This window comes from Kitasatospora sp. NPDC001664 (genome assembly GCF_053596675.1).
In genome coordinates, this window is sequence record NZ_JBSFGS010000012.1 from 57151 (window position 1) to 75826 (window position 18676).

At 69.2% G+C, this 18676-nt stretch carries 32 protein-coding genes; 16 read left to right on the forward strand and 16 right to left on the reverse strand.

What is annotated here, in order from left to right:
- Positions 1–100 precede the first annotated feature (100 nt).
- From ACWCYY_RS18305 to ACWCYY_RS18380, 16 genes are all read right to left on the reverse strand, one after another.
- The gene (locus tag ACWCYY_RS18305; protein WP_449796612.1) at positions 101–568 is read right to left on the reverse strand and encodes a hypothetical protein; all 468 of its coding nucleotides are present in this window, start codon (positions 566–568) and stop codon (positions 101–103) included.
- Between the two features lie 29 nt (positions 569–597).
- A complete protein-coding gene (locus tag ACWCYY_RS18310; RefSeq protein ID WP_449796613.1) occupies positions 598–954 on the reverse strand; it encodes a hypothetical protein in 357 nt (118 codons plus the stop codon).
- 75 nt (positions 955–1029) lie between these two features.
- Positions 1030–1662, reverse strand: coding sequence for a phage tail tube protein (locus ACWCYY_RS18315; protein ID WP_449796614.1), 633 nt, complete (start codon positions 1660–1662; stop codon positions 1030–1032).
- Between the two features lie 14 nt (positions 1663–1676).
- The gene (locus ACWCYY_RS18320) at positions 1677–2108 is read right to left on the reverse strand and encodes a phage tail termination protein (RefSeq protein ID WP_449796615.1); all 432 of its coding nucleotides are present in this window, start codon (positions 2106–2108) and stop codon (positions 1677–1679) included.
- Positions 2105–2392, reverse strand: coding sequence for a DUF5403 family protein (locus ACWCYY_RS18325; RefSeq protein ID WP_449796616.1), 288 nt, complete (start codon positions 2390–2392; stop codon positions 2105–2107). The genes ACWCYY_RS18320 and ACWCYY_RS18325 overlap by 4 nt, the downstream gene beginning before the upstream one ends.
- Positions 2379–2744, reverse strand: a complete 366-nt coding sequence (locus tag ACWCYY_RS18330) for a hypothetical protein (RefSeq protein WP_449796617.1) — start codon at positions 2742–2744, stop codon at positions 2379–2381. Before ACWCYY_RS18330 ends, ACWCYY_RS18325 begins: the two co-directional genes overlap by 14 nt.
- On the reverse strand, positions 2741–3166 hold the full coding sequence (locus ACWCYY_RS18335) for a hypothetical protein (RefSeq protein ID WP_449796618.1): 426 nt from the start codon (positions 3164–3166) through the stop codon (positions 2741–2743). Before ACWCYY_RS18335 ends, ACWCYY_RS18330 begins: the two co-directional genes overlap by 4 nt.
- 26 nt (positions 3167–3192) lie before the next feature.
- Positions 3193–4128 carry a P22 phage major capsid protein family protein gene (locus tag ACWCYY_RS18340; RefSeq protein ID WP_449796619.1) on the reverse strand — a complete coding sequence of 312 codons (936 nt, stop codon included), beginning with the start codon at positions 4126–4128 and terminating at the stop codon, positions 3193–3195.
- A 65-nt stretch (positions 4129–4193) separates the two neighbouring features.
- Positions 4194–4691, reverse strand: coding sequence for a hypothetical protein (locus ACWCYY_RS18345; RefSeq protein WP_449796620.1), 498 nt, complete (start codon positions 4689–4691; stop codon positions 4194–4196).
- An 8-nt stretch (positions 4692–4699) separates the two neighbouring features.
- A complete protein-coding gene (locus ACWCYY_RS18350; RefSeq protein ID WP_449796621.1) occupies positions 4700–5596 on the reverse strand; it encodes a VG15 protein in 897 nt (298 codons plus the stop codon).
- Positions 5547–6986 (reverse strand): phage portal protein, encoded by a 1440-nt coding sequence (locus ACWCYY_RS18355; RefSeq protein ID WP_449796622.1) that lies wholly within the window; start codon positions 6984–6986, stop codon positions 5547–5549. The genes ACWCYY_RS18350 and ACWCYY_RS18355 overlap by 50 nt, the downstream gene beginning before the upstream one ends.
- Complete coding sequence (locus tag ACWCYY_RS18360) at positions 6986–8590, reverse strand: terminase (protein ID WP_449796623.1); 1605 nt, start codon at positions 8588–8590, stop codon at positions 6986–6988. The genes ACWCYY_RS18355 and ACWCYY_RS18360 overlap by 1 nt, the downstream gene beginning before the upstream one ends.
- A 28-nt stretch (positions 8591–8618) precedes the next feature.
- Positions 8619–8846: a hypothetical protein gene (locus ACWCYY_RS18365; protein WP_449796624.1), complete on the reverse strand. Its 228-nt coding sequence runs from the start codon at positions 8844–8846 to the stop codon at positions 8619–8621.
- The gene (locus tag ACWCYY_RS18370) at positions 8833–9045 is read right to left on the reverse strand and encodes a hypothetical protein (protein WP_449796625.1); all 213 of its coding nucleotides are present in this window, start codon (positions 9043–9045) and stop codon (positions 8833–8835) included. Before ACWCYY_RS18370 ends, ACWCYY_RS18365 begins: the two co-directional genes overlap by 14 nt.
- Positions 9038–9388: a hypothetical protein gene (locus ACWCYY_RS18375; protein WP_449796626.1), complete on the reverse strand. Its 351-nt coding sequence runs from the start codon at positions 9386–9388 to the stop codon at positions 9038–9040. The genes ACWCYY_RS18370 and ACWCYY_RS18375 overlap by 8 nt, the downstream gene beginning before the upstream one ends.
- Positions 9378–9992, reverse strand: a complete 615-nt coding sequence (locus ACWCYY_RS18380; protein ID WP_449796627.1) for an HNH endonuclease — start codon at positions 9990–9992, stop codon at positions 9378–9380. The genes ACWCYY_RS18375 and ACWCYY_RS18380 overlap by 11 nt, the downstream gene beginning before the upstream one ends.
- Before the next feature lie 377 nt (positions 9993–10369).
- Between ACWCYY_RS18380 and ACWCYY_RS18385 the strand changes: the two genes are divergently transcribed.
- The 16 genes from ACWCYY_RS18385 to ACWCYY_RS18460 all read left to right on the forward strand — a co-directional run bounded on the left by ACWCYY_RS18385 (position 10370) and on the right by ACWCYY_RS18460 (position 18617).
- The gene (locus ACWCYY_RS18385; RefSeq protein WP_449796628.1) at positions 10370–10660 is read left to right on the forward strand and encodes a hypothetical protein; all 291 of its coding nucleotides are present in this window, start codon (positions 10370–10372) and stop codon (positions 10658–10660) included.
- A gap of 173 nt (positions 10661–10833) precedes the next feature.
- Positions 10834–11088 carry a hypothetical protein gene (locus tag ACWCYY_RS18390; RefSeq protein WP_449796629.1) on the forward strand — a complete coding sequence of 85 codons (255 nt, stop codon included), beginning with the start codon at positions 10834–10836 and terminating at the stop codon, positions 11086–11088.
- A 119-nt stretch (positions 11089–11207) separates the two neighbouring features.
- On the forward strand, positions 11208–12179 hold the full coding sequence (locus ACWCYY_RS18395; RefSeq protein ID WP_449796630.1) for a hypothetical protein: 972 nt from the start codon (positions 11208–11210) through the stop codon (positions 12177–12179).
- Between the two features lie 133 nt (positions 12180–12312).
- Complete coding sequence (locus ACWCYY_RS18400) at positions 12313–12612, forward strand: hypothetical protein (protein ID WP_449796631.1); 300 nt, start codon at positions 12313–12315, stop codon at positions 12610–12612.
- A 103-nt stretch (positions 12613–12715) separates the two neighbouring features.
- On the forward strand, positions 12716–13045 hold the full coding sequence (locus ACWCYY_RS18405) for a hypothetical protein (protein WP_449796632.1): 330 nt from the start codon (positions 12716–12718) through the stop codon (positions 13043–13045).
- Positions 13042–13305, forward strand: coding sequence for a hypothetical protein (locus tag ACWCYY_RS18410; RefSeq protein WP_449796633.1), 264 nt, complete (start codon positions 13042–13044; stop codon positions 13303–13305). Before ACWCYY_RS18405 ends, ACWCYY_RS18410 begins: the two co-directional genes overlap by 4 nt.
- Before the next feature lie 436 nt (positions 13306–13741).
- The gene (locus ACWCYY_RS18415; RefSeq protein ID WP_449796634.1) at positions 13742–14179 is read left to right on the forward strand and encodes a hypothetical protein; all 438 of its coding nucleotides are present in this window, start codon (positions 13742–13744) and stop codon (positions 14177–14179) included.
- 345 nt (positions 14180–14524) lie between these two features.
- Entirely contained in the window at positions 14525–14770 is a 246-nt protein-coding gene (locus tag ACWCYY_RS18420; RefSeq protein ID WP_449796635.1) for a hypothetical protein, read from the forward strand.
- A 387-nt stretch (positions 14771–15157) separates the two neighbouring features.
- Complete coding sequence (locus tag ACWCYY_RS18425; protein ID WP_449796636.1) at positions 15158–15322, forward strand: hypothetical protein; 165 nt, start codon at positions 15158–15160, stop codon at positions 15320–15322.
- Positions 15323–15405: 83 nt separating this feature from the next.
- Positions 15406–15756 carry a hypothetical protein gene (locus tag ACWCYY_RS18430; protein ID WP_449796637.1) on the forward strand — a complete coding sequence of 117 codons (351 nt, stop codon included), beginning with the start codon at positions 15406–15408 and terminating at the stop codon, positions 15754–15756.
- A 449-nt stretch (positions 15757–16205) separates the two neighbouring features.
- Entirely contained in the window at positions 16206–16358 is a 153-nt protein-coding gene (locus ACWCYY_RS18435; RefSeq protein ID WP_449796638.1) for a hypothetical protein, read from the forward strand.
- Positions 16355–16525: a hypothetical protein gene (locus tag ACWCYY_RS18440; protein WP_449796639.1), complete on the forward strand. Its 171-nt coding sequence runs from the start codon at positions 16355–16357 to the stop codon at positions 16523–16525. The genes ACWCYY_RS18435 and ACWCYY_RS18440 overlap by 4 nt, the downstream gene beginning before the upstream one ends.
- A 207-nt stretch (positions 16526–16732) precedes the next feature.
- Positions 16733–16918 carry a hypothetical protein gene (locus ACWCYY_RS18445; RefSeq protein WP_449796640.1) on the forward strand — a complete coding sequence of 62 codons (186 nt, stop codon included), beginning with the start codon at positions 16733–16735 and terminating at the stop codon, positions 16916–16918.
- Between the two features lie 126 nt (positions 16919–17044).
- The gene (locus tag ACWCYY_RS18450; protein ID WP_449796641.1) at positions 17045–17224 is read left to right on the forward strand and encodes a hypothetical protein; all 180 of its coding nucleotides are present in this window, start codon (positions 17045–17047) and stop codon (positions 17222–17224) included.
- Positions 17221–17607: a hypothetical protein gene (locus tag ACWCYY_RS18455; RefSeq protein ID WP_449796642.1), complete on the forward strand. Its 387-nt coding sequence runs from the start codon at positions 17221–17223 to the stop codon at positions 17605–17607. Before ACWCYY_RS18450 ends, ACWCYY_RS18455 begins: the two co-directional genes overlap by 4 nt.
- A 395-nt stretch (positions 17608–18002) precedes the next feature.
- Positions 18003–18617, forward strand: a complete 615-nt coding sequence (locus ACWCYY_RS18460) for a DUF402 domain-containing protein (protein WP_449796643.1) — start codon at positions 18003–18005, stop codon at positions 18615–18617.
- Positions 18618–18676: the final 59 nt, after the last annotated feature.

Genomic DNA, 18676 nt, shown 5'->3' on the forward strand with positions numbered 1-18676 from the left:
TAGTTCTTAAGCCGCTGACGGAACCCGTCGGTATCCGGAACTACTCGGATGTGTACGCGGCCTGCCTCGCGGCCTCCAGGCCCGGCCATAGCCTCACCTCCTAGGTGAGTCGGACCGGCGGAACCGCTGGCAGCGAACCGGAGCGCTGGACCACCGCCGCCGGTAGCTTGATTGACTGTCCGTGCCCGCCGGCCGAACTGTCCGTGACAGCTCCACCGCCCTCGCCGACCCCTCGGGCCAGCGCCGCAGCGAACGGACTAGACCCCGAGCGACGCCCCTTCTTGGCGTACGGACGGGGGTAAGGAGTGGGCTTCTCAACGGACTTGGGGTTCTTCGACGCCTTGGCCACCTGCACGTGTGTGAGGGCCTGCACGGCGTCCACCAGGTCCGCGAGCACGTAAGCCTGCGGGCCCCAGCCCAGGGCATCCCGGCCGCCCCGGAGGGCCGCCACGGTCGCAGACTCGTCGGGAAGTGCCCCGATCAGAGCGGTGACGTACAGGGAGGAGTACCGGCCGCGCACCCAGTCCACGAGGTCCACCCCGTAGAACCGGCGCAAGTCGGCCGCCACCTCCGCCCCATGACGGTCCAGCAGCCTGATCAGGCCGACGCTTCCCCCACCGAAACGGCCTCCATCCAGCCCTCGCAAACCTGGATCACGGCGTCCAGGGGGAGCGCGTCCACCGAGGCGCGCATGGCCGCCTTGTCCGAGGCCACGGCCACCAGGAGGTTGCCCATGGCCTCGATCCGGCCGCCGTCGGAGACCTTCTCCGACTGCATCACGTCCATGTAGCCCATGACCGCCTTGAGGTCACCACCCGGGACGGCCTCCAGGCGGCGCAGGGACACGCGCTTGCCGTTCTCGGCGATGAAGGCGAAGCCCTGACCGTGCTTGCGCTCGGCCTCGGCCTTGAGGTCCTTGAAGGACAGAGTGGTGCTCTTGGTCTTCTTGCTCATGATCTCTCCAGCTCTCTCGCTGATTGGTAATCCAATGAGTGAGCCGGGCCCCGAAGTTGGGGCCCGGCTCGGGTGTTACTGGCCCGCCTCGGTGGGGGCCGCGCCGATCTGGAAGACCGGGGTAACGGTGCCGACGCGGTCGGCGGTCGCCGGAGCAACAACGGTGGCCTTCACCGGCATCTCGGACATGGCCGCCGGGTCGATGCTGACCGCGTCCGATCCGAGGATCTTCGTCTGGGCGTAGTGCCAGGCAACGGCCTTGGTGCCGTCCACGCCCACGATGAGCAGCGCGCGGTCCTGGGCCTCCGGGTTGACCGGGATGGCGAAGGTGCCGTCCGCCTCCGCGCCCTTCGAGCTGCCGTAGTACAGCTTGAACGTCTCCGCCGTGAAGTCGTGGAGAGCCATGGTCAGGCTGTAGACCTTCTTCGGGTTGGTCGTCCGCAGGGACGGGGCCTGCCAGGACCCCAGAACCTCGGGCTCGTCACCCTCCGACGCCATCTCGATGCCGTTCTCCAGCGAGGTGTTCCCGATGGACTTCCAGCCACCGGTCATGGCCTCGATCTCGGCCACGATCTTCGCCGCGTCGGTGAGCTTGTGCAGCTCCGGGAAGGTCTTCGAAGCCTCCGCGACCGGGGCCGCGAAAATGAACCCGGTACCCGGTACCAGTTCGGCGGACTTTGCGGGGGTGAGCTTGTCGTCTCCGGCCATCGCCGTGACTCCTTTCAGCGGCGGGGCCGCGTGTCGATCATGTAATTGGCGGTGAATCGGTAGAAGTCCGGTTGCGCCTCTGTGAGCGGGTCCGTGGTCATGAACGGGCCGGTCACTTCGCGGAAGTTCTGGAGGTGCCCGTCCGGCCCCGCGAACTGGTCGCGCGCCGCCCGGCGGAGGGCCGCCCGAGCCTGCCGGGCCATCTCCGAGGCGTCGCGCCGACTCAGGGCGTAGCACTGCACGTTGAACATGCCGGAATCCACATGGCCGGGTACCCGTTCGTTCCCGCCGACCCGCCGGGCGATCAGGAGCCGGCCGACCTGACGGAGCGTCTTCTGCCAGTCGGTAGGCAGGTATACGGCGCAGCGGACCCCAGGGAAGGCGGCGCGGAGCGCGAGGAGGACCAGGCGCTCCGCGTCCGGCATCTCGTAGTTGAAGGGCTTCACAGGAGAGCCGCCTCAATCGCGTGGACGCCGTCCACGTGCCGACCGGCCCGCTTGTTGAACCCGCCATAGTTCTTGTCCAGGGACTCAGGGTCGCTGAACAGCACGGCGTAGCCCTTGCGGTGGCGCTTCACCTTGATGCCTTCGATGAACGCGCCCGTCTCGATGTGCAGGGCGGCCACGGCCTTCGCCCGAAGCTCTCGCTCCAGGGCCTCGGCCTTCAACTCGGCCATGACGCCGGGCATCCCGGCGATACGCTCGTCCAGCTTCGGGTCAACCGTCGCCATCCTGGCCGCCTCCTTCAACGATCACGGTCACGAACTTCATGCGGTCGGTGACGCCGTGGTGCCGCCGGGGCGGGTCCACCACGGTCCAGCGATCCCCGTACACGTCCACCCGGGCCCACTCCGAGATGGGAGTGTCCGGCGGGAACAGCAGCTTGAGCCGCAGCGGGGGAGACCAGCCGACCTGAGCGCCGACCGGCGCACGCCACCCGGCCGCGTCGCCGACCGGCTGAACCCACGCGCGGTAGGTCGTGCCGGTCTCGGCGGGCTTCGGCCGGAGATCCCCGTACCCGTCGTCCACGCGAACCATCGGGTAGACCGTCGCCGCAGTGTGGGCCTTCTCCCAGATGTTCACGTGAGCCCCCAGGGGCCCGGGGGATTCTGGTAGGGGTAGCTGATTGGATGTCCAATCAGCACATCCCGCTGAACGCGGACGGACTTCATGCCCGCCCGGCCGGAGACCTTCTGAATCAACATCAGCTCCCCGCGCGTCAGCGTGAGCCCCTGCGGAGTGTTCTCGCCCATGCGGTACGAGACCTCACCGGCCTGCTCCTGGACCAGGCCCTCCGGGTTGCGGAACTTCCGCTCCGCGACGGCCAGCACGAGAGCTGTGATGGCCTTCGGGTGCTTGTCCACGGTCCACGCCGGGTGGCCGTGCGCCTGCACCAGGGCGAATGCGTCCTCGACGGCCGCAGCCGCCCGCCCCAGCTCCTCACCTTCGAGCGGGGCGGGCTTCCCCAGCCGTCGGAACAGCGCGTCTGCGCTGATCGGCGGCATGTCCGAGCCTCCGTTCTGAGTGAGGCTCAGCCGCCAGAGGTGACCTTGGAGGTTCGGATGGCGACGGAGCGGACCAGGGTCCGGCCATCGTGGGTCTTCTGGGCCTTGGTCTTGGCCGCGCCGAAGAAGGTGTCCAGGACAGACAGGTCCGAGACGCTGCCCATGTCGAAGTCCTGGAGCCAGCGCAGACCGTAGCCGCCCTCAGAGACGGACGCGGACTTGGTGCCCATGGCCGCAGCCGGGGGAACGATGGCCGCGATGAACGCCTGGCGGGACATGGCGACCATGCCCTCCTTGACGAAATTCGACTTGTACACGGTGAAGCCGCGCACCTCGCCCACCTCGGCCTTGCGGAGAGCGCCGGTCGCGCCGCTCTCGTTGACCTTGGTCAGGATCTCGTTGTCCACCAGCAGGCCGTACGACTGCGGGGACGCGACGATGACCCGGCCGTCCTCGGAGACGCCGTTCTCGTCCAGGAGAACGCCCGCAGCGGTGACCGCGCTCAGGATCTTGGCGGCGTCGGTGACCGCGTCCGTGGTCTTGACGGCGCTGATCTCGGTGTTCAGCAGGGCCGCGATGCTGCCCTCCACCTTCTCGGCCAGCTCCCGGACCTGGCGGGCCAGCACGCGCGAGGCGAAGTCGTCCACGTCAAGGGTCATCTCCTTGGCGGTGAGCTTCACCGGGTGGGCGAAGTGGTTCGTCAGCTTGAGCGCCTGGCTGTCGTCCTTGACGTCGTTGTAGGTGCTGATCTTCGAGTTGCCGATGTCGCCGGACTGGGCGATGTCAATCGCGCCGCCAGCGTGTCCCGGGATCTCGATGTTGACCGAGTTGCCCACGCGGCCGTGGAACTCGCCCTCGGCGTCGCGGTGGACCAGGCGGCCCAGGACCAGCGAGTCACGGAGCATCGCAACGGCGGTGGCCGCGATGTGGCCGGACTCCTCGGTGAGGAAACTGTTAGCCATGATGGTGCCTTTCAGGAAGAGGGAAGCCCGCAGGAGGCCCTACGGGCGTGGGAGTTGGCGGCCGATTACCAGGCCAGGGAGGAAGCGAGCGCCTTGCGCGCCAGCTCCTCCGGGGAGAGCTTCGCGGGGGCGTCCGGCGTCAGTCCGCCTCGGCCCAGCTCCGGCTTCGGAGCGGCGACGGCCGCCAGCTCCTCGGCGTGCTTACGGACGGACTCCTCGTCGCCGCCCTGGACCAGCCGGGCCAGCGCGGGCGGGAGAGCGTACTCGGCCGAGATCCGGTCCCGAAGGGCCTGCTCCTGGAGGAGGGCCACCTGAGCGCGAAGCTCGTCCGCCTCCACTCCAGCCTCCTGGCCGCGCTCGTTGGCGGCCTCCAGGTCGGCGGTCATCTTCTCGTAGAGCGCCTTGTAGTCCGGCTCAACCGGCTTCGGGGGCTCGGGAGTTGCAGGAGTCTCCGGGGCCCCAGTCCCGCGGCCTGACTGACCGTCAGTGCCGGCCTCGGTGGCGGGGTGGGCGACGCCGCCCGGGATCGCCTCGGCGGGGGTGGGGGTCTGCTGCTCGGACAAGGTCTCTCCTAGGTCTTCTTAGGGGGTCGTTTGAGGTGGCCGGTGTTGTGCAGCCACGTGCGCCACGCCTCCTGGTCACCACCGCCGGTGGCTTCCTTGAACGCCTTCCAGAGGCGCACCGCCCGCGCGTTGGCAGTGGGCAGGGTGTAGGCGCGCGAGAAGATCGGTTGGGGGCGGCACTTGCAGTTGAGGTGGTAGCGGAACCCGGCGCTGGCGCGGGACTTGTACACCGCGCCCATGCTCGCCACCATTAGGCAGCGGTAGCAGGGCTTCGGGCTCCGCAACTCGCGGTAGTAGCCCACCGCCCCCGGGTCGTTCGGAAGGGCCTCGTGGATCACTCCACGGCCCTCGTCGCGGGCCACCTTCTCCCCGGCGGCCCCGGACTCCTCACGGAGTGAGTCCATGAACTCCCGCTCCCAGGCGACGAGTTCCGCGTCATCCAGGGCGGACGAACCGCGCTCGGCCTCGTGCTTGCGGACGGGCTCCGTCACGGACTCCCGGAACGCCTTCTCGGCCTTCGCGGCTTCGCGCTCCAGGTTCTCCCGAGGGAACGGGTCCACCCGGTCCACGGGCAGAGGCGTGCGCGGTCCGGAGCCGGTCCGCTTGCCCGTGAGCCGGTTGAAGTCCTGCCAGAGGGAGCCCAGCGAGGCCCCCGGCACGTAACCGGGCCCGCCGATCACCCGGCCAGTCTCCAGCGCCCGGCGCAGCCGGTAGTAGGAGATGGCCAGGGCCCGCGACGCCCGAGCCTGAGCCCGGATCGCGGCGCGGTACCGGGCCCCGGCGGAGGTCATCGAAGCCGCCAGCCTCGCCGGGGTCGTGGCAGCCAGCACGGCAGCCCACTCGGCTTGGAAGGCGTCACCGATCCTGGCCTGAGCCTGGTCGTACGCCTCGCTGGCCGCCGCCATCGCGGTCACCTGCGGAACCCATGCCATCGCTCATCGCCCTTCGTTCAGCGGCCTCGGCCTTCCGGGCAGCCTCCTCGGCGGCCTTGACCGACTCGTCCACGTCGGCCTGACTGAACCCCGGGACCTTGCGCAGGGCGACGGCCAGGGGGACGCCCTGCTGCATCAACTTCGTGAGCGCGTCGGCGGCCTGGGCCAACGAGCGGTTGCCCTTGTCGGCCCACGTGACCTGACCTGACTCGTCGTCAGTGCCGGCCGCCCCGACGATGCGGGCGATCAGCCGGAGGACGCTCTCCCAGGACTCCCCGAAAGAGTCCTGAATGGCGGAGAGCCGCCGCTGAAACGCGGACTCCGCCGCGACCAGGGCGTCCGCCGACAGGTTCACCATGTCGGCCATCAGGTAGTGCGGAGGGGTCTGCGAGATGGCGCAGATGCTCTGCATCGTCTGGTCGATATCCGCGCGCAGGTCCCCCGTCGGCATCGCCGGGAGCTGACCGAACTTCGCGTCGGCGTTCGGAGCCATCAGCAGCATGGACGGGTCCAACGAAGGCACGTCGTACAGGACTTCGCCGGTCTTCTCGTCCGTGATCGGATCGCCGAACTCGTCCAGGCGCTCGGTCGGGGCCAGGCCCGTCCCGTAGCGGATCGCGTGCGCGCCCCAGTGCTCCGCGAGGAGGAGGGACAACACCTGCTGATTGAGCTTGTCCTGAACAACAATCAGCGGCTCGACCAGGCCGACCGCGCGGCCGTGGAGATCCCGGCCCGGGGTGAACTGGACGACCGGGCAGACCCCGAGGCCGTGAGGCTTCGTCGTGATGACCTTCGCGCCTCGGTCGGCGTCGAAGTCGATGACGTACTCCGCGTAGTCGTCCCACAGGTAGCCGATGCGGTGCTCATCCGAGGTGGAGTCCTTCGGCGGGGCGTGGAGCACGTACAACGGGAACTCGTCGTACACCGGGTCCTGGTAGACCGCCGTGGTAGTCAGGGCTGGGAAGGCCCTGACCAGTGGGGCCCGCTTCCCCCGGCGGGGGTCCGGCGTCACCGCCACGTAGGCGACGCCGTCGGCCAGCGCGGCGCGGTGCACGGCCGCCTGGCGGTCGTCCAGCCGGTTCCGCTGCCACCACTCCCACTCAGGCGCGTTCTTCTCCTGGCCCGCCCGGCGGTAGCCCTCCACACGGAGGGCGTTCGCCGGGGTGTCGATGACCAGCGGCATCACGTTCGTGATGGACCGCTTCACCAGGTCTTTGAACTCGGGATTCGCCTTACGAGGGACGTACGGCGCGCGGTGGTAGCCCCGGGTGTACCGGTCCACCAGGTTGAGACGCTGCCGGTCCCGCGTGATCAGCGTGTCAGCGTGCGCGGCCCGCTTGAGGACCACAGAGGCTTCCGCCATCAGAAACCTCCTCGGGTCTCGATCGTGCCCGGCCGCTGAACGGCGGGCTTGTGCTTGCCCGACTCGATCAAGCGGCGGTAGGCGATCCACGCCAGCAACATCGCCGCGTAGGCGTCCACCTTGTTCTTGGACTCCCGCGACTCCTTGCCGAAGGAGATGCCGTACTTGTTGTGCCGCTTGCGGGCGTTGGTCGTGTGCCGCGTCAGCGTGTAGTCCGCGACGTGGGGGAGAGCTTCCGACTCGATCGCACCCACCATGGCCTGGTGCTCGATCGTGATTTCGCGCTGGTTCTGCCGCATGTCGAACCCGACGGCGGACCGCGTGCCGACACGGAGCCGGAGGTCCGGGCCGTAGGTCTCCGACCATTCGGCGACGTAGGACTCCCAGCCCGCCACGTCGGAGAAGAAGGCCGCAACGCGGTAGGTAGCGAAGGCGTGGCCGACGAAGTCGGACACCTCGCCCTGGTCCACCTCCCAGCCCTTCGCGGCCGGACCGTCCGGGGCCTCCCAGACGGCGAGCTTCTGAACCAGCTTGTCCCGCACGCGGATTGCCACGAGGGCGGTCGCGTCGTCGGTCTTGCCGCCGTCCAGACCCAGGACGATCCGGTCCCCCTTACGGAGGCCGGCCGATGGGTCCACCTCGGTCCGACCCCAAACCTCGGGGTCCACCAAAGCGTCTTCGGCGACGGTGAGTTGATTCAGGTACTTGCGGCGGGACTCGTCCTCGGTGATGGAGGCCGACCAGACTTCCGGCATGACGCGGTCCGGGTTGATCCAGACGGCATCGCCACGGGCGCACACGATCGCGGCGCGTAGCTGGTCCTCGTCGGCCAGGTCCACCCCGCTCGGAGCCTCAACGGAGTCGTAGTAGAGCCCCGTGTTCCGGGCCCGGCCCTCGCGCTGCTTCTGGAAGTCGTACCACGTGCTCTCGGCCACCGACTCCTCGCCGATGACCGGGGCGTTCGTGATCTCCATGCAGCGGCCTTCGACCTTGACCGCGTTGGCTCGGATCGTCTGGCTGAGCTTCGGGCCCTGCGTGGAAGCCACCCAGTGCCACGTTTCGTTCATCAGAGCAAACGATGGGCGGCCACCTTCGGCGGCGCGGTAGCTGGACGCCTTGGCCTCCAGGCGGCACAGGCGGCCGTCCGTGTCGGCCTGGCGGGCGTAGCACTTCTCCTGCCCCAGGTCGATCGAGTAGCGCTCAATCGCCTTGTCGTTGTAGATCGTCAACAGCGCAGACATGGTGTTCGTGTTCTGCGTCGCCGACGTGGCGAAGATTTGGACCCACGCCTCCTTCGGCGGGACGCCGATCGGAGAGCCGTCCTCGCGCCAGCCTCCGAAGCGGACCGGGCCGACCAGCTCGGCGGCGCACACCGAGGCGAACAACGGGTCCTTGCCGTGACCCTTCACCCGGCGCACGGTGCCATGGTTGAAGTCGAACTCTCCGGCCTCGTTCAGCGAGTACCAGCGCGCCAGGATGCGGATCTGCTCCGGCGTGTACTTCCAGTCCGCCCGGAAGAAGTGGGCGGTCCAACGAAGGATCTCACCGGCCAACGTGCGCTCTGGCACGTCGTCCGGGATCGTGCGGACAGCTTCGTACCGCATGTCCGCTCCTCACTCGTTGGATATCCAATCAGCGCGCGGCCTCGGCCTGCGCGGCGTCCTCCAGATGTGCGGCCAGCTCGGCGGAGACGTGCTCCCCGGCGGCGAAGGGCTCGGAGAAGTCGGCGGCCCAGAGTTCCATTTGCGCGGGGCGCGGGATCTCGTCGGCCAAACAGACCTCGTAGTAGGTGATCGTCCGCGCGATGCGCTGGGCCTCGTTGCTCGGACCCGCCGACCGACGGACCTTACGCCTTGCCATCGGCCCTCCGTTTCAGCGCCGGGTACTTGCGGTACACGGCAGCCCGGACGGCCGCCTTCTCGGCAGGCGTCCCGTACTGGGAGACGCGGGCCAGCGCGTTGACGGCGTGGCTGCGGTCGTGGATCGGGTAGCGGCGGCCGGGCAGCGCGAAGTTCTCGGCCTTCACGTGCTTGCGACCCTGCGCGGAGAGCTTAGACACGGTTCCCCCAACGGGCCCCGGCAGCGGAGCGGGCGTTGTGGCCGCGCTCGGCTCCCTCGCCCTCGCCCCGGATCTTCGCCAGGAGGTTCCCGGCGGCCTGCCGAAGCTGACGGCCCTCGGTGATGCCGGGGTGGAGTACGAACATGCCCGCGCGGTTCCCGCCGGGGACCATCTGCCCCTCGGACTCCACCAGCTCGTCAAGGTGGGCGGCACGGGCCATCATCTGAGATGCCAGCGTGATCGCCTGGTGGTCGGCGGGCTCTAGGTCAAGCTCGGTCTCATACGCCTTGATCAGCGCCGAGCGGAGCCGGGCCGGGTCCTTGATCTTGAGGTCAATTTTCACGGATCTCTCCCGGGTGGGGCCGTCGGGCGCGCTGCCAACCGCGCTGGCGGCCCTTGGTCTTCGCTGCCGCGTCCTTCATGTCCTTCGCCCGCACGTGCCAGTCGCAGAGGGCACGGAGGTTGTCAGCCTCATCGGAGCCGCCCTGAGAGGCCGGGACGATGTGGTCGCAGTGCCGGGCCGGAGCCATGCAGGGCTCCCCCGTGTCGTAGCGGACCCATTCGCACATCCACGAGGCGCGGGACATGGCCGCCCGGCGTCGCCGGGGCCAGTCGCGGGGGAGAGGGGTGGACCGTCGGGACGAACTCACGCGGATCACTCTCTGTCGCGGCCGGCATCTGTCTGAGTAGTCACCGGGCCGACCACGGGAGCTGTGCTCACCGCTGTGGCCCGGAAGCAAGAGGGCCCCACGGGTGTCTCGACCGGGGAGAGAGGTCCGGGAGACGTTGGCCCGTGGGGAGCAGGTCCCCGGGGTGCCGCATACGTGCGCGCACGCGCGCGGGGGTGCCTGCATAGCTATTAACCGGGGTGCGTCAGGTGGCCCTGACCTGCGGGAACGTGGCGAAGAAAGGAGCCTCCGGCGATCGCACAGAACCCGAGGTGCCATGACGCACCGGCCAGTGAACGCGCGCGCACGGGAGTACCCCCCCACCCCCTCTGTCGTCAAGCGATTCGCGTTGTGACAGCGGCCACGTCGTGACGCGCGCCGCGTTGCCACTTCAAAGCGCGTTCGTCAAGACGCGAACACTCAATGCGTTCACAGTCACAACGAGCTGTTGAGCCTTGACCACGAACGCGCAACGACGTAGTGCGAGCACGAGCACGTGCGGCCAGCAATGAGCATGTGCGCACGTGCCACAACAGCAATGCGCGAACAAGCAATCAGCCACGTGACCACAGCCACACCCCGCTGATTGGATATCCAATCAGCGCACCCCGTACGTTCGAACCCATCACCCACCACCCCCACCGAGAGGCCCCGTCATGCGTGCCACCCTCACCGCCGTGTCCCTGTCCGGGTTGTTGTTGCTGGCCGCCGGGCCGTGGCACACGGGCAACTGGACCGGGAGCCTGATCCTGGCCGCCGTCCCGCTGTGGGTGCTCTGCGCCGTCCGGGGTGCGCGGAAGCACCTCGCTGGCCGCCGTCCGGCCGCCGAGTGTGCGGCACCCGCCGTCAGCGACTACGACCGCGACCGGGCGTTGTTGGTGGCCGCCCCCGTGGTTGTGACCCCCGACACCCGCAGCGCGTACGACCGTGACCGGGGCGTCTGCTGACGCTCCCCGGTTCATTCACCCGACTCACCCCCGAACGGAGACCCCCCGTGAATCGCCTGTGCGCCGCTCTGGCCGCCTGTCTCACCCTCGTTGGACTCGTCCTAGCCGCCGCGTCCTCTCCGGCCGCTGGTGACCCCGTGCAGCCCCCGGACACCCGGGCGGAGGTTCGGGCGGTGCTGGCCGAAGCGGACCGCGTGTACGACGAGTGCGAGGATGATCCGGCAGGGTGTGACGCTGCCCTCACTCGGGCACGGTCCGCCGGTCACGTCGTGGCCGGGTACCCGGTCGTCATCTTCGAAGATGGGTCATGGGGCCTTGAAGGCTCCACCGGCTACCGGCAGGCTGCCAGCGTGCCCGCCGTGGTCGACGCCCTGACGGCGGAGTGCGCGGCAGGCATGCGCCCCGCGTGCTCCGGCATGGGGGTGTGAACTACCCCACCCCACGCTGATTGGATATCCAATCAGCACTGTGAGAGTGTCGAGATGTGGCCGGGAGCGTGAGTGTCCCGCTCCGGCCGAACTCCCCAATCCCCGTAGGAGGAACCCTCATGTCCAAGATGGTTGGCATCAGCAAGTATGACGGCAACGTGACCTGCACCCCGTGCGCGGCGGTCAGCAGCTACGCCAGCGAGGTCTACGCCGGTACCGAACTGGCCGAGCGGGAGTGCGACACGTGCGGCCACGTGCTCGGGGAGACCCGACTCACGGACGAAGCTCACAAGGCGGTGGAGCACACCTATGGCGCGGTGGCCACGTTGTTGGATGAGGCGGACGCGCACGGCTGGACTCGGATCGGTCTCGTTCTGGACCACACCGGCGCGTTGTTGCCGGACGGGGACGGCTACGTGAGCACCGAAGCACAGCGCGTGTTGGAACAGTCCAACTGGGCGGCCACCATGGGCATCATGATGCGGGAGTGCGGCAGCATCGGGACCACCTGGGATCAGGCCGGAGACTGGATCATGTATGACGCTGACAACCGCGCGGCGCGGGACGCTGCTGAGGGTGTCGCGTGTGCCCTCTCGGACTACCCGATCTTGGACGAGTCGGACCACTCTCAGCGGGAGTGGAACGCCATGGTGGAGGAGGTGGAGGGGTCGCCCCTCACCCTGCCGGACGGCGTGGACGGGGACGACGTACTCCGGGCCCTGGACTGCCCGCAGCTTGACCACATCACCATGGAGATGGTGGAGGACGCATGCCGCAGCATGGGCTACACCCAGTGCTCGGACTGCGACGAGTGGCTGACCGTGATGCTGGCCAAGCGCGGTGAGCCCCTGTGCCGGTCGTGCGCTCTGGAGGAGTCGCGCCCGGCCGTCTGGGAAACCACCCTGTTCAACGGCCCGAACGGTCAGAGCGTCCACAGCCGGTGGGGTCACGGGGAGCCCCTGGAGGACGTTCTCCGGCCCTACCTTGACGGCTACGCTGCCAAGCAGGGAGCGGCCTACCGCAGCGAGGTACGCGCCATCGTGCGCGGGTCCGCCAAGGGCTACCGCGCCACCTACGGCCGCGCCGCGTGAGTGTGGGATACCCCACCCCGTCCTGATTGGATATCCAATCAGCGCCGTGAGAGTGTGGAGCCACGGCAGGGCGTGAGGATGACCGCCCCGACCACCACCCAACCCCCGCCCTGGAGGCACCCCCGTGAGCCGCATGTCTGACCACCTGATCACCCTTGCCGATGACGCCGGTCTCGTCTGCGAGATGGAAGCGCTGACCGACTACGCCGCTCATGTGGGGGACGCAGCGTACGCGGTCGAGAGCTTCGAAGATGCCTTCCACGGGGAGTGGGAGAGCTTGGAGGACTTCGCCCATGACCAGCTCATGCAGACGGACGACGAGTACCGCGCCGTGATCGGCGAGTGCCGGGGGTGGACGCCCCGACTCGACATGATCGCTTGGGAATCGGACTACTTCCACACGCCCAGCGGGCACGTGTTCCGCCGCCTGTGACCCCGTGCGCCTTTGGTGGGAACCACTCCGGTGGTTCCGCGCCATGGACGCACGGAAGTCCGCTAGCCTGACACCAGCGCACCCCCCCCCGAAAGGACCCGAGATGACCGAGTTGGACGCCGCGTACAACGCGCACGCCGAGCACGTGACCGCCTGCCCCGTGTGCTGGCTGCCCACCCTCCAGTGTGAGGAGGGGAAGACCCTCCACCGCGCGTGGCACGTCGCGGCCGGAGCCGGTACGGGTCTGGAGGATGGCGACGCCAGCAAGCCGTACAGCGTCGCGTGGAAGGACGTTCAGACCGGGGAGTGGTTCGTCCGCTCGTACGCCCACCCGCGCGACGCCCGGGGCATGGTCGCCAGTGCCGAGCTGTACGTCAACCTGGAGTTGTTGGCGTACACCCCCAACCTTGACGAACTGGAGTGGAAGGTATGAGCGCCGTCGGCGAAACGCTGGCCGTCCGAGACGTGCCGGAGTGGTACGCGCTCGGGACCGTCGGGGCGGGGGAGGTGCCTCACCTCCTGGACGACGACGGAGTGAGCATCTGCGCCCGTAGGCGACAGGGACGCATGCGGAAGTTCCACCCGGACACGCTGGTCTGCCGGTGCTGTGCCGGACGGGCCGAGATGAGCGAACGACCGACCGCAACGACCGGCCTGGACGAGATCCGGTCCCGGTTGAGACTGGAGTGGTGATCATGAGCCGAAACCGTCACCTAGGCGGGAACGTGGGTACCGGTATGGGCGGGGCCCGCGCCGGACGTGTCGTGCCCGACGAGGCGATGCGGTCGGCCGAGAGGCAGGCCGCACGCCAGATGGAACGAGCGTGGCGCACAGCGCACCCCCGGGAGATGCGGGAGCTGGACCGACTCACCGCCCAGCGGGAGGCTGACCGCGCCTCCGTCCACCGGGCCGAAATGGAGCACCGCATCACCCCGAGCGTTGCCGGGAGACTTCGGCAGGCCATTGAAGCTCGGTTCGACCAACAGCGATCGGAAGTGTTCGACCGCATGACGTCCTAGAAGGCCCCTAGGACGCCCGACCAGGGCCCGGCCGGTACCGACTACCGGCCGGGCCCCCGCAAGACGCTGTAGGCCCCGCCGAGGGGCTGCAAGACCCAAGGAGAGACCCCATGGACAACCACACCCGCTACGCGACCACCCGCGACGCCATCCGGGACCACGCGCTTGGACTGGCCTACGTGACCGGCCCCGGGGACGACGTGCCGGTGACCATGGGGGACACCCTGGGGGAGCGGCTTGCCCGCCACGTGGTCAGCCACGATGCCAGGGTGACCCTGGAGGATGGCGGGGTCATCGTGATGCAGTACCCGGCCGCCGGACGGATCGCCTGGTTCCCGGTCACCCGGGATGCCTCGTGCACCGTGGCCGGGCAGGCGTACGCCAAGGGTGCGCGAGACGCCAGTAAGCGCCGAGGCTTCCGGCTGAGCCCGGCAGGCGTGGACGCCTGGGCGGACACCCTGGACCTCCCGTACGTCGCCAACCAGGTGAGGGCCGCCTACGACATGGGCCACTGTGACTGGTGGATCAGTGCCGACGTGGCCGCCTGACACCAGGCCCCACCCCCGGCCGGCATTACCCGCTGACACCAGGCCCCACCCTCCGTAGTCGCTGATTGGATATCCAATGAGCGCTGACACCAGGCCCCACCCCGGCCGATCGAGAGAGCACCATGCCACAGTTCCGAGTTCCGGTGGACATCATCCGAGTGCACGTCCTGATCGTGGACGCCGCCGACGAGAAAGCAGCCGAGGCGGAGGCGGAGCGCATTGCCGCCGCTGGACTGGACCCCGCATCCGCCCACGTGGAACCCCCGTGCGTCGGAGACGCCGTACTGATGCTGCCGGGTCAGACGTTCTGACACCAGGCCCCGCCCCCACCTGACAGGAAGCACCATGAGCACCACCGCCACCCGCACCCCCGCCCCTGGCTCTGCCACTGCCGCCCTGGTCCTCGGGATCATCACCCTCGTGATCCCCTTCATCGGTCTCGTGACCGGCCCCCTCGGGATCATCCTCGCTCGTAAGGGCCGAGGGTATGGGCAGGCGACCGCCGGTCTCGTCTGCTCCATCGTGGGCACTGCCGGGTACGTGCTCGCACTCGCGATGATCGTGATCGGTACCGTGTCGTCCCGCCGGTGACACCAGGCCCCACCCTCCCGCCTGACGCCAGACCCCGCCCCCGGGTGCTGATTGGATATCCAATCAGTGCCCGGGGCCTCTTTGCGTTGTGCAGGAGTGTACGAAGTGCAGGTGAAGTTGCACCTCCGTGGTTAGGGTCTAGGTCTAGAGGGGGAGGAGTGTATTTATTTTTAGATCTATCTACACTTCATACATAACTACACTGACCACCTCGCCGCCCCCTCTGACCTGCAAGTATGTCGCTCGGTGATCGCGTGAGCGCGTGCGGTAGCTGCACTCCGGTGCACCTTGGGGTGCTGACGCCAGGCCCCGCCCTCCAGGTTGTTACCCATCGGTAACATAGGGGTGCCTGCGGCACCAGGCCCCACCCTCCGTAGGGTGGTCGGCATGAACCCCGAAGAGATCCCCGAGGGCGTGCGCCAGGCCGTCCGCCGCGAAGCCGCCGCCGAGCTGATGAGACTCCACGACCAGGCAGGCCGGTCCGTCCAGCCGGGCCTGTGGCGTGCCGCCGTCCACCTTGACCCCTCGCTGGACTCCTTCGGCGGGGAGTGACACCAGGCCCCGCCCCCGGCCAGCCGGGTGACACCAGGCCCCCCGGGCGGTGGAGCGCACGCGGGGGCGGGTAGGGGGAGCACATGGACGCCGAGCATGCGCCCCCCAACCTGGTGATCTGGGTGGAGGGGCGGAACCTGAATGAGCCGTGGTCCCTCCTGCGGTCGCGGGATGGCCGCTGGGAGAACCCGGCGGAGACCTACGTGCCCGCGCGGGAAGACCTTCCCGGGTACGTGGCCGGAGCGGCGGGCATCGCGGGCCAGCTCCTCGCCGAGCGGCCGGGGGAGGCGCGACCGCTCTACTTCCGGATCACGATCCGGCACAAGGCGACAGGGCGGCTCCTGGCCCTGGTGCACCGGCACTGGAGCTACGAGCGGAACGTCTACGAGCTGACCGGCGAGGACTACGTGGAGGACCCCGACGCGCCGCTGTGACGGCCCCGCTGGTTACGCAGACAGGAAGCCGGCGGCGACGGAGCGTGACCCTGACGGGGTGTCGATTCGGGCGCTGGTGGGGGGCTTGATCACCAAAAGCGGAGCCCTGGAATCAATATGACGAATGGTCAGGTTCCAGCCCTGTTGGCCGAATAGCTTGTCCCACGGGATTTCGTGGCCTTACGATCGGTGTCCCCCTGGTGACGCTGGGGGTACCGCCCGGGGACTGCAAGCCCGCAGAGAAAGCCCCCGGCTGCCCGCCGTGGGGACTGCGCCTGCCGCAGAGAAAGCCCCGCGCACCCCGTGGCAGACCTCCGGTCTTCCCGGGGGTCCTCACGGGCCGATCGTGAGGGAACAGCATGACAAGTGCCGACCGCACGTCAGAGCGGAGCACGGACGCCCCTGTGGACTCCCAGGGGCGGAACAAGAAGAGGGCCAGCAGGGCCCTGGTGGAAGCAGTCGCCAAGGACTTCGCCGAGGGGGAAGCGCTCCGGGCTGCCCGGCCGTCCCCGCTCCGGTGGGTGGACCCCGAGGCGTTCGACCCCTACGGGTTCTACGAGTCCGTCATGGGTCACCCGTACCCGGCCCGGGAGGCGGCGTGAGCGCCCCGAAGAAGCCCCGGCAGGCCCAGGCCCCGGAGAAGCCGCGCGAGGACCGGGGGAGGCCCTTCCCGCCGATCGCCGCCCAGGTGCACGCCGCAGCGTTCTACCCGCCGGACCTGATCCTCCGGCCGAAGGTGGACCGGGTCGGGGGTGGCGGCCGTGCATGAGCCCAGGTGCGCGACGTGCAGGCGCTACGACCAGGAGGAGGCGGACGCGCTGGCCGTCGGCGATTTCAGCAAGGCCACGGACGCCAGGGTGTACCGCCTGCGACACCAACTCACCCCGGACGACTGCCCGTTCGGCCCGCCGTCGGAGCCGTACCCCATACAGCCCATCCGGCTTCGCCCGCTGACCGCCAGGGCGGGGAAGGCGGCGTGAACCGCAACGCGCTCCCCGCCTGCGCGGAGTGCGACCAGCTGACCGCCCGCATGAACCACGTGCGTGCCCACGGCGGTCACTACGCGCTCCGAAAGATCAGGCAGGACAAGGAAGTTCACGCCCGCTTCGGCGCGTGCCCGAGGGTGCTCGCCATCCGGGCCCGGCTCCAGGGGCTCGCCTGATGGGCCGCCGTCGCCGACGGCAGACCACGGCCGCCGAGACCTGGGCCCTGATAGTCGCCGGGGCCGTCCTGCTCGGTGTCCCGCTCGGCATCGTCCTCCGAAGCTACTTCAACTAGGAGTCCAACCATGGCACTTACCCCCGAGAAGATCGCCCGCTGGAACCGCCAGCAGTCCGGGTTCTTCGACCAGGACGGCAGCGGGCACCCCACGCGGGAGCACCACATCGCCGACCAGGGCGACGGCCCGGCCGTGCCGGTGCAGCAGTCCGCCGACCAGCTCCCGGAGCGGGCGGAGGTGAGCGAGTGACGGCCGGTCAGGGGGGCCGCTTCCCGGGCCTGGCGGGGTTCATGGCCGAAGCGAAGCGGCTCGACCAGGAGGGGGAGCGGCGAGCCAAGGAGGACGCTCTGATCCTCCGGCCCGCCGCCACCCCGCAGGCGTTCAGGCACCCGGAGTACACCGTTCTGTCGGAAGCCCCGGCACTCGGCGTGGCCCTGTGCAACGGGCCCGACCCGGAGGAACCCGGCCGCGAGGGGTGTGAGTGGATGGCTGGGAGTACGTCCGATCTGCTGGACCGTGCCGCCCTCCGCGAGCAGATGACCGGGCACACCCGGGAGACGGGACACGCCGAGTTCACCCGGAACATGGTGGACATCGTCCGCGTCTCCACCACAACCGTGGAGGGAGTCTGATGGACGACCCATACCGGTTAGCGGCGTCCTGCCTGCCGGAGGCTCCGGCCTTGCCCCCGCCGGGGCTTCACCCGGTCCTGTGGCAGGTCCGCACAGCGGCGGTCCTGTACCGGGAGATGCCCCTCATGCTGGAGCAGAACCTTCGGGACTCCTGCCGGGCAGCTGACGCCGCCGGGTTCACGGCGCTGGCGATAGGCGACGCCTCCGGCTATTCCAGCGAGAGCGTGCGGCTCTGGCTCCGCCCGGCACCCTCGGACGGGCGGAACGTACAGACCCGGCCCTGGATGACCGTGAGGTGAGGGACCTTCGTCCCGCCGCCGGCCTGGTCCTAGGTCCCGCCACCGAAGCCCCTCCCTGCTCCTATCAGGGAGGGGCTTCGGCGTAGGCTCCCGCCCATGCACCTTGAACCCGGCACCGTGGTCCGCTGGCACTTCACGTACGGCGGCCAGACCAGCGTCATCGTCCCTCTGACCGTCGTACGCCAGAGCCCCGAGGGCCTGTTCCTGTGGGTGTACGGCAGCTCCCCGGCCTGGCGCGCGGTGCTCCCCGACGGGGCCCACCTCCGCGACCTGGACCCGGCCGACCGGCCGGAGGGCGGTTACCCGCTGGAGGCCGGGACCTGGTACTCCGACGGCGCGCTGATCTGGCACCCCAACGACCAGCCGCACGCGGTGTGGTGGCGGTGGAACCTCTCCGGCGAGTTCACCGGCTGGTACGTGAACCTGGAGCACCGGCGGTGGGACGGCCTGGACGTGGTGATCACCGACCTGGAACTAGACCTCGTGGTCCAGCCGGACGGCACGCCGGAGTTCAAGGACGAAGAGAGCTTCGTGGCCAAGACCGGCCACCCGGCCTACTGGTCCGCCGAGCTGGCCGCCGAGGTCCGCGCCGAGGGGGAGAGGCTGGCCAAGCTCGCCGAGGCCCGCGCGTGGCCCTTCGACGGCTCCCTGACCGGCTTCCAGCCCCCGGAGGAGTGGCACGTCCCGGAGCTGCCGGAGCGGGCCGTCTAGCCGTGCTCCCGCGCGCCCCCTGTCCACGCCGGGCAGGGGGCGTACCCGTGTCAGGGGTC

Bases quoted from the DNA above. Each gene is read 5' to 3' on its own strand.
- ACWCYY_RS18460 (WP_449796643.1), top strand. From the start codon at position 18,003: ATGCACCTTGAACCCGGCACCGTGGTCCGCTGGCACTTCACGTACGGC.
- ACWCYY_RS18365 (WP_449796624.1), bottom strand. From the start codon at position 8,846: ATGGCAAGGCGTAAGGTCCGTCGGTCGGCGGGTCCGAGCAACGAGGCC.
- ACWCYY_RS18310 (WP_449796613.1), bottom strand. From the start codon at position 954: ATGAGCAAGAAGACCAAGAGCACCACTCTGTCCTTCAAGGACCTCAAG.
- ACWCYY_RS18450 (WP_449796641.1), top strand. From the start codon at position 17,045: ATGGCACTTACCCCCGAGAAGATCGCCCGCTGGAACCGCCAGCAGTCC.
- ACWCYY_RS18430 (WP_449796637.1), top strand. From the start codon at position 15,406: ATGGACGCCGAGCATGCGCCCCCCAACCTGGTGATCTGGGTGGAGGGG.
- ACWCYY_RS18355 (WP_449796622.1), bottom strand. From the start codon at position 6,986: ATGGCGGAAGCCTCTGTGGTCCTCAAGCGGGCCGCGCACGCTGACACG.
- ACWCYY_RS18350 (WP_449796621.1), bottom strand. From the start codon at position 5,596: ATGGCGGCGGCCAGCGAGGCGTACGACCAGGCTCAGGCCAGGATCGGT.
- ACWCYY_RS18410 (WP_449796633.1), top strand. From the start codon at position 13,042: ATGAGCGCCGTCGGCGAAACGCTGGCCGTCCGAGACGTGCCGGAGTGG.
- ACWCYY_RS18360 (WP_449796623.1), bottom strand. From the start codon at position 8,590: ATGCGGTACGAAGCTGTCCGCACGATCCCGGACGACGTGCCAGAGCGC.
- ACWCYY_RS18420 (WP_449796635.1), top strand. From the start codon at position 14,525: ATGAGCACCACCGCCACCCGCACCCCCGCCCCTGGCTCTGCCACTGCC.
- ACWCYY_RS18415 (WP_449796634.1), top strand. From the start codon at position 13,742: ATGGACAACCACACCCGCTACGCGACCACCCGCGACGCCATCCGGGAC.
- ACWCYY_RS18325 (WP_449796616.1), bottom strand. From the start codon at position 2,392: ATGGCGACGGTTGACCCGAAGCTGGACGAGCGTATCGCCGGGATGCCC.
- ACWCYY_RS18385 (WP_449796628.1), top strand. From the start codon at position 10,370: ATGCGTGCCACCCTCACCGCCGTGTCCCTGTCCGGGTTGTTGTTGCTG.
- ACWCYY_RS18395 (WP_449796630.1), top strand. From the start codon at position 11,208: ATGTCCAAGATGGTTGGCATCAGCAAGTATGACGGCAACGTGACCTGC.
- ACWCYY_RS18380 (WP_449796627.1), bottom strand. From the start codon at position 9,992: ATGGCACCTCGGGTTCTGTGCGATCGCCGGAGGCTCCTTTCTTCGCCA.
- ACWCYY_RS18340 (WP_449796619.1), bottom strand. From the start codon at position 4,128: ATGGCTAACAGTTTCCTCACCGAGGAGTCCGGCCACATCGCGGCCACC.
- ACWCYY_RS18405 (WP_449796632.1), top strand. From the start codon at position 12,716: ATGACCGAGTTGGACGCCGCGTACAACGCGCACGCCGAGCACGTGACC.
- ACWCYY_RS18315 (WP_449796614.1), bottom strand. From the start codon at position 1,662: ATGGCCGGAGACGACAAGCTCACCCCCGCAAAGTCCGCCGAACTGGTA.
- ACWCYY_RS18335 (WP_449796618.1), bottom strand. From the start codon at position 3,166: ATGCCGCCGATCAGCGCAGACGCGCTGTTCCGACGGCTGGGGAAGCCC.
- ACWCYY_RS18400 (WP_449796631.1), top strand. From the start codon at position 12,313: ATGTCTGACCACCTGATCACCCTTGCCGATGACGCCGGTCTCGTCTGC.
- ACWCYY_RS18425 (WP_449796636.1), top strand. From the start codon at position 15,158: ATGAACCCCGAAGAGATCCCCGAGGGCGTGCGCCAGGCCGTCCGCCGC.